Annotated in this window: 11 protein-coding genes; 4 read left to right on the plus strand and 7 right to left on the minus strand. The window is 69.9% G+C overall.

Features of this window, described 5'->3' with window-relative positions; translation table 11 throughout:
- Positions 1 to 81 precede the first annotated feature (81 nt).
- From gorA to LMH63_RS01355, 3 genes are all read left to right on the plus strand, one after another.
- Positions 82 to 1443, plus strand: a complete 1362-nt coding sequence (gene gorA / locus LMH63_RS01345) for a glutathione-disulfide reductase (protein WP_109676224.1) — start codon at positions 82 to 84, stop codon at positions 1441 to 1443.
- Between the two features lie 186 nt (positions 1444 to 1629).
- Positions 1630 to 2157 (plus strand): gamma carbonic anhydrase family protein, encoded by a 528-nt coding sequence (locus tag LMH63_RS01350; RefSeq protein ID WP_109676222.1) that lies wholly within the window; start codon positions 1630 to 1632, stop codon positions 2155 to 2157.
- The gene (locus tag LMH63_RS01355) at positions 2158 to 3207 is read left to right on the plus strand and encodes a succinylglutamate desuccinylase/aspartoacylase family protein (protein ID WP_109676221.1); all 1050 of its coding nucleotides are present in this window, start codon (positions 2158 to 2160) and stop codon (positions 3205 to 3207) included.
- 169 nt (positions 3208 to 3376) lie between these two features.
- On the opposite strand, the gene LMH63_RS01360 is transcribed toward LMH63_RS01355, so the two are convergent.
- From LMH63_RS01360 to hemE, 5 genes are all read right to left on the minus strand, one after another.
- Positions 3377 to 4597: a cation:proton antiporter gene (locus LMH63_RS01360; protein ID WP_109676219.1), complete on the minus strand. Its 1221-nt coding sequence runs from the start codon at positions 4595 to 4597 to the stop codon at positions 3377 to 3379.
- Positions 4598 to 4607: 10 nt separating this feature from the next.
- Positions 4608 to 5426, minus strand: coding sequence for a shikimate dehydrogenase (aroE, locus tag LMH63_RS01365; RefSeq protein ID WP_109676217.1), 819 nt, complete (start codon positions 5424 to 5426; stop codon positions 4608 to 4610).
- Positions 5427 to 5554: 128 nt separating this feature from the next.
- Positions 5555 to 6568 (minus strand): porphobilinogen synthase, encoded by a 1014-nt coding sequence (hemB, locus tag LMH63_RS01370; RefSeq protein ID WP_229332686.1) that lies wholly within the window; start codon positions 6566 to 6568, stop codon positions 5555 to 5557.
- Between the two features lie 380 nt (positions 6569 to 6948).
- Positions 6949 to 7434, minus strand: coding sequence for an NUDIX domain-containing protein (locus LMH63_RS01375; RefSeq protein ID WP_229332687.1), 486 nt, complete (start codon positions 7432 to 7434; stop codon positions 6949 to 6951).
- Positions 7406 to 8470, minus strand: a complete 1065-nt coding sequence (gene hemE, locus LMH63_RS01380; protein ID WP_109676515.1) for a uroporphyrinogen decarboxylase — start codon at positions 8468 to 8470, stop codon at positions 7406 to 7408. The genes LMH63_RS01375 and hemE overlap by 29 nt, the downstream gene beginning before the upstream one ends.
- A 154-nt stretch (positions 8471 to 8624) precedes the next feature.
- On the opposite strand from hemE, the gene LMH63_RS01385 reads away from it, so the two are divergent.
- Complete coding sequence (locus tag LMH63_RS01385; RefSeq protein ID WP_109676215.1) at positions 8625 to 9245, plus strand: glutathione S-transferase family protein; 621 nt, start codon at positions 8625 to 8627, stop codon at positions 9243 to 9245.
- A gap of 17 nt (positions 9246 to 9262) precedes the next feature.
- On the opposite strand, the gene LMH63_RS01390 is transcribed toward LMH63_RS01385, so the two are convergent.
- Positions 9263 to 10669, minus strand: coding sequence for a glutamate synthase small subunit GltD family protein (locus LMH63_RS01390; protein ID WP_109676213.1), 1407 nt, complete (start codon positions 10667 to 10669; stop codon positions 9263 to 9265).
- A 324-nt stretch (positions 10670 to 10993) separates the two neighbouring features.
- Positions 10994 to 15457 (minus strand): glutamate synthase large subunit, encoded by a 4464-nt coding sequence (gene gltB, locus LMH63_RS01395; RefSeq protein ID WP_109676211.1) that lies wholly within the window; start codon positions 15455 to 15457, stop codon positions 10994 to 10996.
- Positions 15458 to 15580 lie beyond the last annotated feature (123 nt).

A 15580-nucleotide genomic window follows, 5' to 3' on the forward strand; every position in this document is an offset into this window, starting at 1 on the left:
CGCGAGTGCGTAGATTACCGGACGTGCGCCGCCCCGCGCAGGGCGGCATCCTGTGCGACCACTCCGGGACGAGGTGATTCCATGACCGCAGACGGCGCGTACGACCTCATCTGCATCGGCGGCGGCAGCGGTGGCATCGCCACCGCCCGGCGCGCGGCGAGCCACGGCGCGCGCTGCGCGGTGGTGGAGGCCGATCGCCTCGGCGGCACCTGCGTAAACGTCGGCTGCGTGCCGAAGAAGGTGATGTGGAACGCCGCCCACGCCATGGAGGCGGTGCAGCGGGCGCCGGACTACGGCATCGACGTGCGCGCCGGCGGTCTGGACTGGGCGACGCTGGTGAGCCGGCGCGAGGCCTACATCGAGCGGCTGAACGGGATCTACGCCCGCAACCTGGAGAAGTCCGGAGTAGACCTGATCCGCGGCGAAGCGCGCTTCGTGGACCCGCACACCATCGAGGTGGCGGGCGAGCGCTACCGCGCCGAGCGCTTCGTGGTGGCCACCGGGGGCGTGCCCGGGCGCCCGAACATCCCTGGCGGCGACCTCGGGATTGACTCCGACGGCTTCTTCGCCCTGCGCCATCGCCCGGAGTCCATTGCCGTGGTGGGCGCAGGCTACATCGCCGTGGAGCTCGCCGGCATGCTCCACCAGCTGGGCAGCCGGGTGCAGCTGGTGGTACGGCGGGAGGCGCCGCTGCGGAGCTTCGACGAGATTATCCGGGAGGCCTATGTGGAGTCCCTGGACGGCCATGGCCCGGAGCTCGTGAACCGCTTCACCCCGGCGGGGCTCGAGGCCGGCTACGGCGGCTACACCCTGCACGCGGAGGACGGCCGCAGCCTGGAGGGTCTGGAGCAGGTGCTCTGGGCCGTGGGCCGGGTGCCGAACACGGATGGCCTGGGGCTGGAGCAGGCCGGGGTGGCCCTGGCGGAGGACGGCAGCGTGCCCGTGGACCGCTGGCAGGCCACCAGCGTCCCGCACATCTTTGCCCTGGGCGACGTCACCGGCAACGCCTTCCCCCTGACCCCGGTGGCCATCGCCGCCGGCCGGCGTCTGGCGGACCGGGTCTGGGGCGATCGCGAGGGCCGCCACCTGCCCTACGAGATGATCCCGACGGTGGTGTTCACCCATCCCCCCATCGGCACCGTGGGCCTCACCGAGGCCGAGGCGCGGGAGGCCTACGGCGACGACGTCACCGTCCACAGCACCCGCTTCGTGCCCATGGAGTTCGCCCTTGCCCCCCAGGAAGCCAAGCAGCGCAGCGCCATGAAGCTCGTCTGCGTCGGCGAGGAGCAGCGCATCGTGGGCGCCCATCTCTTCGGCACCGGCGTCGACGAGATGCTCCAGGGCTTCGCCGTCGCCATCCGCATGGGCGCGCGGAAAGCCGACTTCGACGATACGGTGGCGATCCACCCGACCAGTGCGGAGGAGCTTGTGACCATGCCCTGAAGAGGCATGGTCACAAGTTGCAAGTGGCAAGTTGCAAGAATCAAGTGGGAAGGGGCATTGAGTAACGGTGACCGCCGTAGGGTTATCCTCTTGTTTGCCACTTGCCACTTGCCACTTGCCACTTGCCACTTGCCACTTGCCACTTGCCACTTGCCACTTGCCACTTGCCACTTGGAACTCGAAAGAATGATCGAACCCTACGAGGCCACCCACCCCGACATCGCCCCCACCGCCTGGGTGCACGCCACCGCCGTGGTGATCGGCGACGTGGGCCTTGCCGAGCACGTCTCGGTGTGGCCGACGGCGGTGCTGCGGGGGGACGTCAATCACATCCGTATCGGGGCGCGCAGCAACGTGCAGGACGGGACCGTGGTGCACGTTGCCCACAAGGGACCCTACCAGCCCGGGTTTCCGACGCTGGTGGGGGAGGACGTCACCATCGGCCACAGGGCCATCGTGCATGCGTGCACCATCGGTGACCGGGTGCTGGTGGGCATGGGCGCGGTGGTGATGGATGGCGCGGTCGTGGAGCCCGACACCATTCTGGGCGCGAATACCCTGGTGCCCCCCGGCAAGCGGCTCGCTGGCGGTCATCTGTACGTAGGCAGCCCCGCGCGCTGCGTGCGTGAGCTCACCGATACCGAGCGCGAGCAGCTCGTGTACTCGGCGCGGCACTACGTGAAGGTCATGCAGCGCCACCGGAACGGCGGCTGAATGGCGCGCAGGTCCATCACCATCGGCGATCAGGAGATCGCGCCGGGCAGCCGCGCTACGGTCGATATCCCCGCGGCCCTGCTCTACACCCACGCCCCGGTGACCCTGCCGGTGCACGTGGTCCACGGGCGCCGGGACGGCCCGGTGCTGCTGGTCTGCGCCGCCATCCACGGCGACGAGATCAACGGCGTCGAGATCATCCGCCGGCTGCTGCAGGTGCCTGCCCTCTCCCGACTGCGGGGCACGCTGCTGGCAGTGCCCATCGTCAACGTCTTCGGCTTCACCGACCGCTCCCGCTATCTGCCGGACCGGCGGGACCTCAACCGCTCCTTTCCCGGCAGCGAGCGCGGCTCCCTCGCTGGCCGCCTGGCCTGGCTTTTCAAGACCCGGGTGCTCGACGCCGCGAGCCATGTGATCGACCTGCACACCGCCGCCATCCATCGTGACAACCTGCCCCAGGTGCGCGCCAATCTGGACGAGCCGGAATGCGCCGCCATGGCCGAGGCCTTCGGCACCCCGGTGGTGGTGAACACGCCGCTGATCGAGGGCAGCCTGCGCCAGGTCTGCAACGATGCGGGCATGCCGGTGGTGACCTACGAGGCCGGTGAGGCACTGCGCTTCGACGAGCAGGCGATCAAGGCCGGGCTGTCCGGCGTGGTGCGGGTGATGCGCCATCTGGGCATGGTGAGCCAGCGGGCCGTCGGCCGCTCGCGCGCGGCGGAGAGCTATGCCGCCAACACCAGCCACTGGATGCGCGCCGAGCAGGACGGCATCTTCCGCGCCATCGTGCCCCTGGGCGCCTCGGTGAGTGAAGGCACGGCGCTCGGCTTCATCGCCGATCCCTTCGGCGAGCGCGAGATCACCGTCCGCGCCAGCGTCAGCGGCATCGTCATCGGCCGCAACAACCTGCCTCTGGTCCACGAGGGCGAGGCCCTGTTCCATATCGCCCGGTTCGATTCGGTCCGCCGCGTGGCCCGCTACGTCAGGGCCTTCAACCGCGAGCTGGAGGAGGATCAGGAGTGGGCGGCCGAGGAACCCCCGATCGTCTGATGGTCCGAGGTTCCTCGGCGGTTTCGCGTTTCGGAGCGGGCGTTTCGGGTTTCGCGTCTAAGGTTGAAGGTCAGGGAGCGATCAACCCCACGGGTGGTGCTCGCCACCCGCGCGTTCGGCCGCTGAACCTTAAACCCGAAACTCGCAGACCAGGTCCCGACCCTGCCAGTTAGCCTCGAAGTCGCCCCCCAGGTCCGCCCCGTGCCAGTAGCCGTCCCAGCACCGGCGGCGTAAGCGCGCAGGTGCCGAGGGTCACCAGCGTCATCGCGCCGTAGAGGGTGTCGGGCACCACGCTCGGCCCAAGCCGCCGGGCCTGGTCTACCACCACCATGGCGATCTCCGCCCGCGGCACCATGCTCACGGCGAGGGGTAACGCCGTTCCTGCCGGGGCTGCCAGCAGCGCCGGCAGCCAGGTGCCGACGAGCTTGCCGGCCACCGCCGCCAGCAGCAGCACCGCGCCGACGGCGAGGGCGCTCTGCAGGGCTGCGGGCTCGAGCTTCAGGCCTATGCCGATGAAGAAGAACGGCACGAGGAAATCGTGCAGCACCAGATAGCTCCGATCCTCGCGCACGCCCTCGGGGGCGCCGCTGAAGATCAGCCCGGCGAAAAGCGCACCGATGGCGAGGGAGAAGCCCAGCAGCCCGGCGCCGGCGGCAATGAGCGCGCCGAGCGCTACTACTACCAGCAGGCGGGCGGGCGGCGTCTCCCAGCGCTCCAGTGCGCGGGTAAGCGGAGGCTCCAGCCAGTGGGCGAAGGCCCAGCAGCCGGCGGTGAATGCGGCGAGCCCAAGCAGCAGGGTCGATAGGGTGGTGGCGAGATCAGCCCAGGCGATGCCGTGAGCGGCCTGCAGCGTCGGGATGGCGGCGAGAAGCAGGGCCATCAGCAGGACGCCGGAGAGATCGTCCAGCTCGGCCACGTCCAGCGCCAGGGTGCCGGCCTCGGTATCCAGCTGGCCGGCCTCCTGCCAGGGCGGCAGAGCGACGCCGATGCTTGTGGCCGTTAGCGCGACCCCGGCCACCAGGGACGCAATCTCGCCCAAGCCCATCATACGTGCTGCCGCCCATCCGGCCAGCCCGGAGACCGCAACGCTGATGAGCCAGATCAGGCTCGCTCGGGGCAGCTTCTCCAGCAGGCGCTGCGGGTGGCTGCCGAGCCCGACGCGGAAGAGCAGGGCGACCAGGCCGAGGGCACCCAGCAGCTCGAAGGCGAACCGTGCCGGCTCGCTGAACAGGGCGAGCGCCTCGTCCGCCAGGCCGAAGCCGAGGCCGATGAGAATGTAGCCAACCAGCGGTGGGATGCCGAGGCGCGGCGCGAGCCCCCGCCAGAGCGTCGCCAGCAGCGTGGCGAGGCCGACCAGCCCGACCAGCAGGGCATCCAGCGCCCCATGCACTGCGGAGCGCTCAGGGCTGCAGGTCGCGCCGCAGGGCCTCGATCACCGGCTCGGTGTCCGGGCGCACCCGGCGCCAGAGCTCGAAGGCGGCCGCCGCCTGCTCCACCAGCATGCCGAGGCCATCGGCGGTGATGCGTGCGCCGTGGTCACGGGCCCAGGCCACGAAGGGGGTGGTGCGGTCGCCGTAGACCATGTCGTAGGCGGTGGCACCGTTGGCCACCAGGCTGTCGGGCAGTGGCGGCAGCTTGCCTCTCAGCCCGCTGGAGGTGGCGTTGATGACCACCTCGAAGCGCTCGCCCTCGAGCTCATCCAGTCCGCAGGCGCTGATCCGGCCGAGATCGGCAAACGTCTTGGCCACCGCCTCGGCCCGCTCACGCGTCCGGTTGGCGACCAGGACCGTTGCCGGCTGCTCGGCCAGCAGCGGCTCGAGCACCCCGCGCACCGCGCCGCCGGCGCCCAGGATCAGGATGCGCTTGCCACCGAGGCCGACGCCGAGGTTGTGGCGCAGGTCGTGCACCAGGCCTTCGCCGTCGGTGTTGTCGCCGTAGATGGTCTCGCCGAGGATCAGGGTGTTCACCGCGCCGGCCCGTTCGGCGCGCTCGCTGCGCTGCCCGGCGATGCCGAAGGCCTCCTCCTTGAACGGCACGGTGACGTTGAGCCCGTGCCCGCCCTCGTCGGCGAAGCTCGCCACGGCCGCGGCGAAGCCGTCCCGCGGGACCTCCCGGCGCTCATAGCTGAGCTGCTGGCCCGTCTGCTCCGCGAACATCGTATGGATGCGCGGCGACAGGGAATGGCTGACGGGATTGCCAAATACGGCGTAGAGGTCCATGGGGACACCTTAGTTGCAAGTTTCAAGTGGCAAGTTGCAAGTGCCGAGTAGGGCATCGTCGATCAGGCTGTCCGGGCTTCTTGCAACTTGTTACTTGGTGCTTGTCACTGCGGGCTGGCTGCGCGGCTTTAGCCGCGCAGCCAGCCCGCAGCCTCCTTCGCGAAGTACGTCAGCACGCCGTCGGCGCCGGCGCGCTTGAAGCCGAGCAGGGCCTCGAGGACGCAGGGCTCGCGCTCCAGCCAGCCGTTGGCGAAGGCGGCGTTGAGCATGGCGTACTCGCCGCTCACCTGATAGGCGAACGTCGGCACCTGCAGGCGCTGCTTCACCCGCTGGATGACATCGAGATAGGGCATGCCGGGCTTGACCATGACCATGTCCGCGCCCTCGGCCAGGTCCATCGAGACCTCGCGCAGGGCCTCTTCGCCGTTGCCCGGATCCATCTGATAGGTCTTCTTGTCGCCGCCGCCGAGGTTCGCAGCAGAGCCGACGGCGTCCCGGAATGGCCCGTAGAAGGCCGACGCATACTTGGCCGAGTACGCGAGAATCCGCGTGTTGACGTGACCATCCGCCTCCAGCGCCTCGCGTATCGCGCCGATGCGCCCGTCCATCATGTCCGAGGGGGCGACGATGTCCACGCCGGCCTCGGCGTGGGAGCGGGCCTGGCGCACCAGCGCCGCCACCGTGGCGTCGTTGGTGACGTAGCCCTGATCATCCAGCAGGCCGTCCTGGCCGTGGCTGGTGAACGGATCGAGGGCAACGTCGGTGATCACGCCGAGCTCCGGTACCGCGTCCTTGAGGGCGCGCACGGCCCGCTGGGCGAGGCCCTCCGGGTTCCAGGCCTCGGCCGCGTCGTCGCTCTTCGCCTCCGCCGGTGTCACGGGGAAGATCGCCACCGCCGGGATGCCCAGGGCAGCGATGGTTTCCGCCTCGGCGGCGAGGCGATCCACCGTGAGCCGCTCGATCCCCGGCATCGAGCCCACCGCCTCGCTGCGGTCGCGCCCCTCGATCACGAACAGCGGCTGGATGAGATCATCCACGCTCAGCCGATGCTCCCGCACCAGCCGGCGCGAGAACTCGTCCCGCCGAAGACGCCGGGGTCGCGTCGCGGGGTAGCGCAGGCCTGCCGGGGATTCGGCTGTCACGATTGGGATCTCCTCAGCGTGGTGCGACGTCTGCAGGGTCTATAGGAGCCCGCGACGTGAGGTCCTGCCCCACCTCACGCCCGCTGGCTCGGTGCCTGCTTCCGCGGCGAACCTTGGCGCGCAGGACTTCTCCCGTAATCATCGCGGCGGAGAGCACAGGCGACACTCTAGCGGGGAGCGGCAGGAGCGGCCGGGACCGTAGGCGAGAGGGATCTCGCCTACGAGCCTACAGGGATGTATTCACGGCGTGTCCCGGCCGCTCCTGCCGCTCCCCGCGCCGGGCACCGCCCTAGCACCAATGGGAGCGCCGCGGGGCTGCAATTGTACTCGCTCTTTGCCGGCATTATGCCTGCGTCATGGATGCGTGCCCAAAGTATGGCCTAGCTTTCCGGCCGTGGCGGCAGGCGCTCCGCCATCCAGTCCAGCACCCGGCGCACCCGGGGCGAGGTCAGCGCGTAGGCCTCGTCGAAATCCACCCAGCGCCATTCCTGGTGCTCCGGCTCGCCCAGCTCCGGCGCGATCCCGAGCACCACCTCTCGCTCCGGCGTCTCCGCCAGGTAATAGCGCGCCACCTTGCCGCGGGCGTAGGGGCCGGTCTCGTAGTAGTCGTAGCCCCAGCGGAACGCCAGCTCGCGAATGCCGGTCTCCTCCGCCACCTCGCGGCAGGCCGCCTCCAGTGGCTGCTCCCCCGCCTCCACCTGCCCCTTGGGAAAGTCCCAGTACTGATAGGCGCGCAGCAGCAGCAGGCGCCACTCCCCTGCCTCCGCGCGCACCAGCGCTACACCCGCCGAGAGCACGCGGATGCGGCCCCGGCCGCGGGACGGATGGCGACGGGTTTCAGCCATGCCGCTGGGGGCTGAGCTCATGCACCGCCTCCACCATGGCCAGCACGTGCTCGGGCGGGATCTGCGGATGCACCCCGTGGCCCAGGTTGAAGACGTGCCCCGTGCCGTTGCCGTACTCCGCCAGCACCCGTGCCACCTGCTCACGGATCACCGGGGGGCGGGCGTAGAGCACGCTCGGGTCGAGGTTGCCCTGCAGCGCCACGCGGTCGCCCACCCGGGCCCGGGCGTCACCCAGGTCCATTGTCCAGTCCAGCCCCAGGGCGTCCGCGCCCGACTCCGCCATGGCCTCGAGCCAGAGCCCGCCGCCCTTGGTGAAGAACACCACAGGCACGCGGCGGCCTTCCCGTTCACGCACCAGCCCCTCCATCACCTGCCGGGCGAAGGCAAGGGAGAAGCGCCGGTAGGCGTCGTGCGCGAGCGCGCCGCCCCAGGTGTCGAAGATCATCAGCGCCTGGGCGCCGGCGGCGCTCTGGGCGTTCAGATAGTCGGTCACCGCCCGGGCGACCTTGCCGAGCAGCCGCTCCAGGGCCTCAGGCTGGTCGTAGGCGAGCGCCTTGATGTGGCGGAAGTCCCGGCTGCTGGCGCCCTCCACCATGTAGGTGGCGAGCGTCCAGGGGCTGCCCGAGAAGCCGATCAGCGGCACGCTGCCGGCGAGCGCCTCGCGGATATGGGCCACCGCATCGGTGACGTAGGCGAGCTCCCGGGCGACGTCCGGCTCCGGCAGTGAATCGATGGCCGCGGCGTCGCGGACCGGATGGCGGAAGCGCGGGCCCTCCCCGGTCTCGAAGTAGAGGCCGAGACCCATGGCGTCCGGCACCGTGAGGATGTCGGAGAACAGGATGGCCGCGTCCAGCGGGAAGCGCCGGAGGGGTTGCAGCGTCACCTCGCAGGCGAGCTCCGGGTTCCGGCAGAGATCCATGAAACTGCCGGCGCGCTCGCGTACCTTGCGATATTCGGGCAGGTAGCGCCCGGCCTGGCGCATGATCCACACCGGGGTACGGTCCACGGGCTCGCGCAGCAGGGCGCGCAGCAGTCGGTCGTTGTCGAGTTGGCTCACGGTGCACACGGCCTGACAGGCGGCAAAGCCGTCAGTGTACCCGGGATGGCCGCGACGTCGTAGGCGCGGTATCGGCCCCGCCTCGCACTGCCAGTGCTGACGGCAGCTTCCGCGCGAACTTGGCTGAGGAAAGCAATCAGAATGAGGAAAGGCGATGCTGACCATCTGGGGACGTAACAGCTCGATCAACGTGCAGAAGGTGCTCTGGGTCTGCGAGGAGCTCGGCCTGGACTATGAGCGCCACGACCTGGGCGGCGAGCACGGGGGGCTTGATGACCCGGCCTACCGCCGCCGCAACCCCCATGGCCGCGTGCCCACCGTGGAGGACGACGGGCTGGTGCTCTGGGAGTCCCACAGCATCGTGCGCTACCTGGCCGCGCGCCACGATCCGGGCGGGCTCTGGCCGCGGGACCCCGGCGAGCGGGCGCTCGCCGAGCGCTGGATGGACTGGGAGCTGGGGACGCTCTGGGTGCGCTTCCGCCCGCTGTTCATCGCGCTCGTGCGCACGCCCGCGGCGGAACGCGATCCGGCCCAGGTAGAGCGCCAGCTGGCCGAGACTGTGGATGGCTTTCAGCTGCTGGACCAGCATATGGCCGGGCGGGATCACGTGGCCCTCGGCCGCCTCACCATCGCCGATATCCCCCTCGGCTGCGCCCTGCACCGCTGGCTCAACCTGCCCGTCGATCGGCCGGAGCTGCCCAATCTGCAGGACTGGTACGAGCGCCTGCAGGAGCGGCCTGCCTATCGCCGGGCGGTCATGCAGCCGGTTCGGTAGCTGGCCGCGGGCCGGGTTCAGATGTCGAGATAGGCGAGGATGCCCTTGGCCGCCTCGCGGCCTTCCCAGACGGCGGTCACCACCAGATCCGAGCCGCGCACCATGTCACCGCCCGCGAAGACCTTCGGGTTGCCGGTCTGGTAGGGGTGCTCGCCCTCCTTGCGGACCACCACGCGGTCACGGTCGTCCACGGCGATACCGTGCTCGTCGAACCACTCCGCCGGGCTCGGCCGGAAGCCGAAGGCGATCAGCACGCGGTCCGCCGGCAGCACCTCCTCGGTGCCCGGCACCGGCTCCGGTCGCCGGCGGCCGCGCTCGTCCGGCGCCCCGAGCTGGGTCTGGATCACCTTCACCCCCTCGACCCGGCCGTCACCGACCACCTCCACCGGCTGGCGGTTCCAGAGGAAGCGCACGCCCTCCTCCTTGGCGTTGTAGACCTCGCGTCGCGAGCCGGGCATGTTGGCTTCGTCCCGCCGATAGGCGCAGGTGACCCCGCGGGCGCCCTGACGCAGGGCCGTGCGGTTGCAGTCCATGGCCGTGTCGCCGCCGCCGAGCACCACCACCTGCTTGCCCGCCATGTCGATGTAGTCCGTCGGATCCTGCTCCAGGCCCATCAGGCGGTTGATGTTGGAAACGAGATACGGCAGGGCCTCGTACACCCCCGGCAGATCCTCCCCCGGGAAGCCGCCGCGCATGTAGGTGTAGGTGCCCATGCCGAGGAACACCGCGTCGTACTCCCGCTCCAGCTCCTCGTAGGTCACGTCCCGGCCCACCTCGACGCCGAGCCGGAACTCCACCCCCATGTACTCCATGATCTCGCGGCGCTTGGCGATGACCTCCTTCTCCAGCTTGAACGGCGGAATCCCGAAGGTGAGCAGGCCGCCGATCTCTGGATAGCGGTCATAGACCACCGCCTCCACGCCGTTGCGCACCAGGATGTCCGCCGCCCCAAGCCCCGCCGGGCCGGCCCCGACCACCGCCACCCGGCGGCCGGTTTTCACCACCCCGGACATGTCCGGGCGCCAGCCCTGCCGGAAGGCCTCGTCGGTGATGTACTTCTCCACCGAGCCGATGGTCACCGCTCCGAAGCCGTCGTTGAGCGTGCAGGCGCCCTCGCAGAGCCGGTCCTGCGGGCAGACGCGGCCGCAGACCTCGGGCAGGGTGTTGGTCTTGTGCGAGAGCTCCGCGGCCTCGAACAGATTCCCCTCGGCGATCAGCTTCAGCCAGTTGGGGATGTAGTTGTGCACCGGGCACTTCCACTCGCAGTACGGATTGCCGCACTCCACGCAGCGATCCGCCTGCGCCGCCGCATGCTCGCTGGTGAAGTCGCCGTAGATCTCGCCGAAGCGGCCCACCCGCGCCTCGGCCGGCTCCTTGGCCGGATCCTGACGGGGCACCTCGATGAACTGGAAGTTGTTACCCATTGCTCTCTTTCAGTATCCCTTTCCAATTGCCGCTGCGGCGCCCCGGCCCAACAGGCCCCGGAGCGCGAATCCGCCCCCAGGGTAGGGCCCGGATGGCGGTGGCTCCCTTGCGGACCGTAGGTCGCCCGGACGGCGACCTACGAGCCTACAGGGATGTATTCACGGCGTGTCCGCAAGGGAGCCACCGCCATCCGGGACCGGATCGAAGCCACAAACGCAATGACCAGCGCCACTCGGGGCCGGATCGAAGCCACAGACGTACGGCTTGCACCACTGGAGGCCGGTTCGAAGCCAGCGCGTAAGATCACCTTCTCCCCCCGACGATCAGGCCGCCTGCCGCAGCGTGTTCAGCACCTCGTGGATGTCCGCCGCCTTCGGCTTCACCAGCCAGAACCGCCCGATGTAGTCCCGGAAGTTGTCGAGGATCTCCTGACCCCACTCCGAGCCCGTCTCGTCCACGAACTCCTGGATCATGTCGCGCAGATAGTGCCGGTGCGCCTCCATGTGCTCCGCCTGCAACCGGTGGATGTCGATCAGCTCGTGGTTGTAGTTGTCCACGAAGCGGTTCTGCTGGTCCAGCACGAAGGCAAAGCCGCCGGTCATGCCCGCGCCGAAGTTCAGGCCCGTGGCACCCAGCACGCAGACCACGCCGCCGGTCATGTACTCGCAGCCGTGGTCGCCAACGCCCTCCACCACCGCGTGCGCCCCGGAGTTGCGCACGGCGAAGCGCTCGCCGGCGAGACCGGCGGCGAACAGCTTGCCGCCGGTGGCGCCATACAGACAGGTGTTGCCGATGATGGTGGTGTCCTGGCTGGCAAAATGGCTGCCGGCGGGTGGGTGGATCACCAGCTTGCCGCCGGCCATCCCCTTGCCCACGTAGTCATTGGCATCGCCCTCCAGGCGCAGCTCCAGGCCGCCGGCGTTCCAGACGCCGAAGCTCTGGCCGGCGGTGCCGGTGAGGTGCAGCCGGATGGGCGTGTCCGCCATGCCCAGGTTGCCGTGGCGCCGGGCGATCTCGCCGGACAGCCGGGCGCCGATGGAACGGTTGTTGTTCTGCACCCGGTAGTGGAAGTCGCCGCCGGACTTCGCCTCGATGGCCGGCAGGGTGTCGCGCACCATCTGCTCGGCCAGCTCGCCCTTGTCGAAGGGGGCGTTGCTCGGGACCATGCAGAACTGCGGCTTGTCCTCGGCCAGACCGCCGTCGGAGAGGATGGGCGAGAGGTCGAGGCGCGCCTGCCGCGGCGTCTCCGGCTCGCGCTGCTCGAGCAGGTCGATGCGCCCGATCAGCTCCTCCAGCGAGCGCACGCCGAGCTTCGCCAGCCACTCGCGGGTCTCCATGGCGACGAACGTGAAGTAGTTCGCCACCCGCTCCGGCGTGCCGATGAAGTGCTTCAGCCGCAGCACCTTCTGCTGGGTGGCGACGCCCGTTGGGCAGTTGTTGAGATGGCACACTCGCAGGTACTTGCAGCCCATGGCCACCATGGGCGCGGTGCCGAAGCCGAAGCTCTCGGCGCCGAGGATCGCCGCCTTCACCACGTCCAGCCCCGTCTTCAGGCCGCCGTCCGTCTGCAGCCGGACCTTGTCGCGCAGGTCGTTGGCGCGCAGCGTCTGGTGCGTCTCGGTGAGTCCGAGCTCCCAGGGGGTGCCGGCGTACTTCACCGAGGTCAGCGGGCTCGCGCCAGTGCCGCCGTCGTAGCCGGCAATGGTGATGAGGTCGGCATAGGCCTTGGCGACGCCGGCCGCCACCGTGCCCACACCCGGCTCGGCCACCAGCTTCACCGAGACCAGCGCCTCGGGGTTGACCTGCTTGAGGTCGAAGATCAGCTGCGCCAGGTCCTCGATGGAGTAGATGTCGTGGTGCGGCGGCGGCGAGATCAGCGCCACGCCGGGCTTGGAGTAGCGCAGGCGGGCGATCATCTCGTTGACCTTGTGCCCAGGCAGCTGCCCGCCCTCGCCGGGCTTCGCGCCCTGGGCGACCTTGATCTGCAGCACCTCCGCGTTCACCAGGTAGTGCGGCGTGACGCCGAAGCGCCCCGAAGCCACCTGCTTGATCTTGGACATGCGCTCGGTGCCGTAGCGGGCCTCGTCCTCGCCGCCTTCGCCGGAGTTGGAGCGCCCGCCCAGCCGGTTCATGGCGATCGACAGCGCCTCGTGGGCCTCCGGCGAGAGCGCGCCCAGGGACATGCCGGCGGAGTCGAAGCGCTTGAGGATGGACTCCAGCGGCTCGACCTCCTCCAGCGGGATGGGCTCGGCCTCGCGTAGCCGCAGCAGGTCCCGGAATGCCGCCACGGGGCGCGTGTTCACCGACTCCGCGAACACCTGGTAGCGCTCGTAATCTCCGCTGTAGGCCGCCTCCTGCAGCGAGGCCACCACGTCCGGGTTGAAGGCGTGGTACTCGCCGCCGTGGACGTACTTGAGCAGACCGCCCTGGGCGAGGGGCTCGCTGCGCCGCCAGGCCCGGCGGTGCAGCGCGCGGAGGTCCGCCTCCAGGTCCTCGAAGGCCGCCCCCTGGACCCGGCTGGTGGTGCCGGTGAAGCAGAGATTCACCACCTCGTCATGGAAGCCGACGATCTCGAACAGCTGCGCGCCGCGGTAGCTGGTGATGGTGGAGATGCCCATCTTGGAGAGGATCTTGTAGAGCCCCTTGTTCAGCCCCTTGCGGTAGTTGCGCAGCAGATCCTCCAGCGGCGTGCCCTTGATCTGGCCCGTGCGCACCAGGTCCTGCACCACGTCGTAGGCGAGGTAGGGATACACTGCCGTGGCACCGTAGCCGATCAGCACCGCGCACTCGTGAGAGTTCCGCGCCGTGGCGGTCTCCACCACGATGTTGGCATCGCAGCGCAGGCCGCGGGCGACCAGGTGATGGTGCACGGCGCCGGTGGCCAGCAGCGCGTGCACCGGGATGCGCTCGCGCTCGATCTCGCGGTCGGAGAGCACCAGCACCCGGGCGCCCTCGCGCACGGCCTGCTCCGCCTCGGCGCAGATCGCCTCGACGGCGGCCTTCAGCGTGCCGTCCGCGGCGTAGCCGAGGTCGATGCGCCGATGGGTGTAGGCCGGATCCTTCTCCAGCAGCAGGCCGTTGAACTTCTCATCGGAGAGGATGGGTGAGTCCACCACCAGCCGGCGGGCGTGGTCCTCGCTCTCCTCGAACAGGTTCTTCTCGGCGCCGAAGCAGGTCTCCAGCGACATCACGATCTGCTCGCGCAGCGGGTCGATGGCCGGGTTGGTGACCTGGGCGAACTGCTGGCGGAAGTTGTCGTAGAGCGGGCGGACGTGCTTCGAGAGCACCGGCATGGGCGTGTCGTCGCCCATGGAGCCCACCGCCTCCTGGCCGCCCTCGGCGAGTGTGCGGATGACGATGTCCCGCTCCTCGAAGGTGACGCCGAACTGCTTCTGGTAGGTGCCCAGGTCCGCCGGGTCGATGGCGTCGCGGTGGCCGTTGCTCGGGAGCCGCGAGGGCAGGTTGCGGGCATGCTTCTGCAGCCAGCGCTTGTACGGCGCGCGGGTTTTCAGGCGCTCGTCGATGGTCTGCGGCAGCAGCAGCTCGCCGGTCTCGGTGTCGGCGGCGATCATCTCGCCGGGACGAAGCCGGCCCTTCTCCAGCACGTCCGCCGGCTCGTAGTCCCAGACCCCCACCTCGGAGGCGAGGGTGATGTGGCGGTCGCGGGTGATTACCCAGCGCGCCGGGCGCAGACCGTTGCGGTCCAGCGCACAGGCGGCGTGGCGGCCGTCGGTGAGGACGATGCCGGCGGGCCCGTCCCAGGGCTCGATGTGCTGGGAGTGGTACTCGTAGAAGGCCCGCAGGTCCGGGTCCATGGTATCGACGTTCTGCCAGGCCGGCGGCATCAGCAGGCGCAGCGCCCGGAAGATGTCCATGCCGCCGGTGATCAGCACATCGAGCATGTTGTCCAGGCTCGAGGAATCCGAGCCGGTGAGGTTCACCAGCGGCTGAATCGCCTCGATGTCCGGCAGCAGCGGCGTGTCGAAGCGGTAGGCACGGGCGATGGCCCAGTTGCGGTTGCCCTGGATGGTGTTGATCTCGCCGTTGTGGGCGAGGTAGCGGAAGGGCTGGGCCAGCCGCCACTGGGGCAGGGTGTTGGTGGAGAAGCGCTGATGGAAAACCGCCAGCGCCGTCTCCAGGCGCTCGTCCTGCAGATCCTGGTAGAACACCGGCAGGTTCGCCGGCATCACCAGCCCCTTGTAGGAGATCACGCGGCCCGAGAGGCTCGGCACGTAGAAGCCTTCGCTCTCCGGCTCCAGCGCCTTCTCCGCCCGGCGCCGCGCCATGAACAGCCGCCGCTCGAACTCCGCCTCGTCCATTCCGTCAGGGGCGTTGACGAACAGCTGCTCGATCCGCGGCAGCGTCTCCAGCGCCTGCTGGCCGCAGGCGGAGGTGTCCACGGGGACGTCACGCCAGCCCGCGGGAGGCAGCTCGTGGTGGGCAAGCGCGTCGACGAGGGCCTGCTTCTCCCGCGCCGCTGCGGCGTCCTCCGGCGTCAGGAAGATGCAGCCGGCGGCGAAGTGGTCGGCGAGCTCGATCCCGGCCTCGGCGGCCGCCGCGCGCAGGAACCCCACCGGCGGCTTCATCAGCAGACCGCAACCGTCGCCGCTCTTGCCGTCGGCGGCGACGGCACCGCGGTGCGTCAGGCGGGTGAGGGCGCGGATCGCCGTGTCCACCAGCCAGTGGCTGGGTTGGCCGTCCATGTGCGCGATGAGGCCGAAGCCGCAGTTGTCGCGCTCGAACTCGGGACGGTAGAGGGTCGGGCGGGTAAAGGGATGCTGCCTCACGCGGACTGCCTCTCGAGTTTCCGGGGGACCGGGCCGCGGCTGCCTCCGACCGGCGCCGTCGGGCAACGATCTCAGGGCAGGCGTAGCGGGGTGATGCCGAGCATGGGGTGGGTGGCCCGGTCC

The organism is Spiribacter halobius (genome assembly GCF_020883455.1).
Classification (GTDB): Bacteria; Pseudomonadota; Gammaproteobacteria; order Nitrococcales; family Nitrococcaceae; genus Sediminicurvatus; species Sediminicurvatus halobius.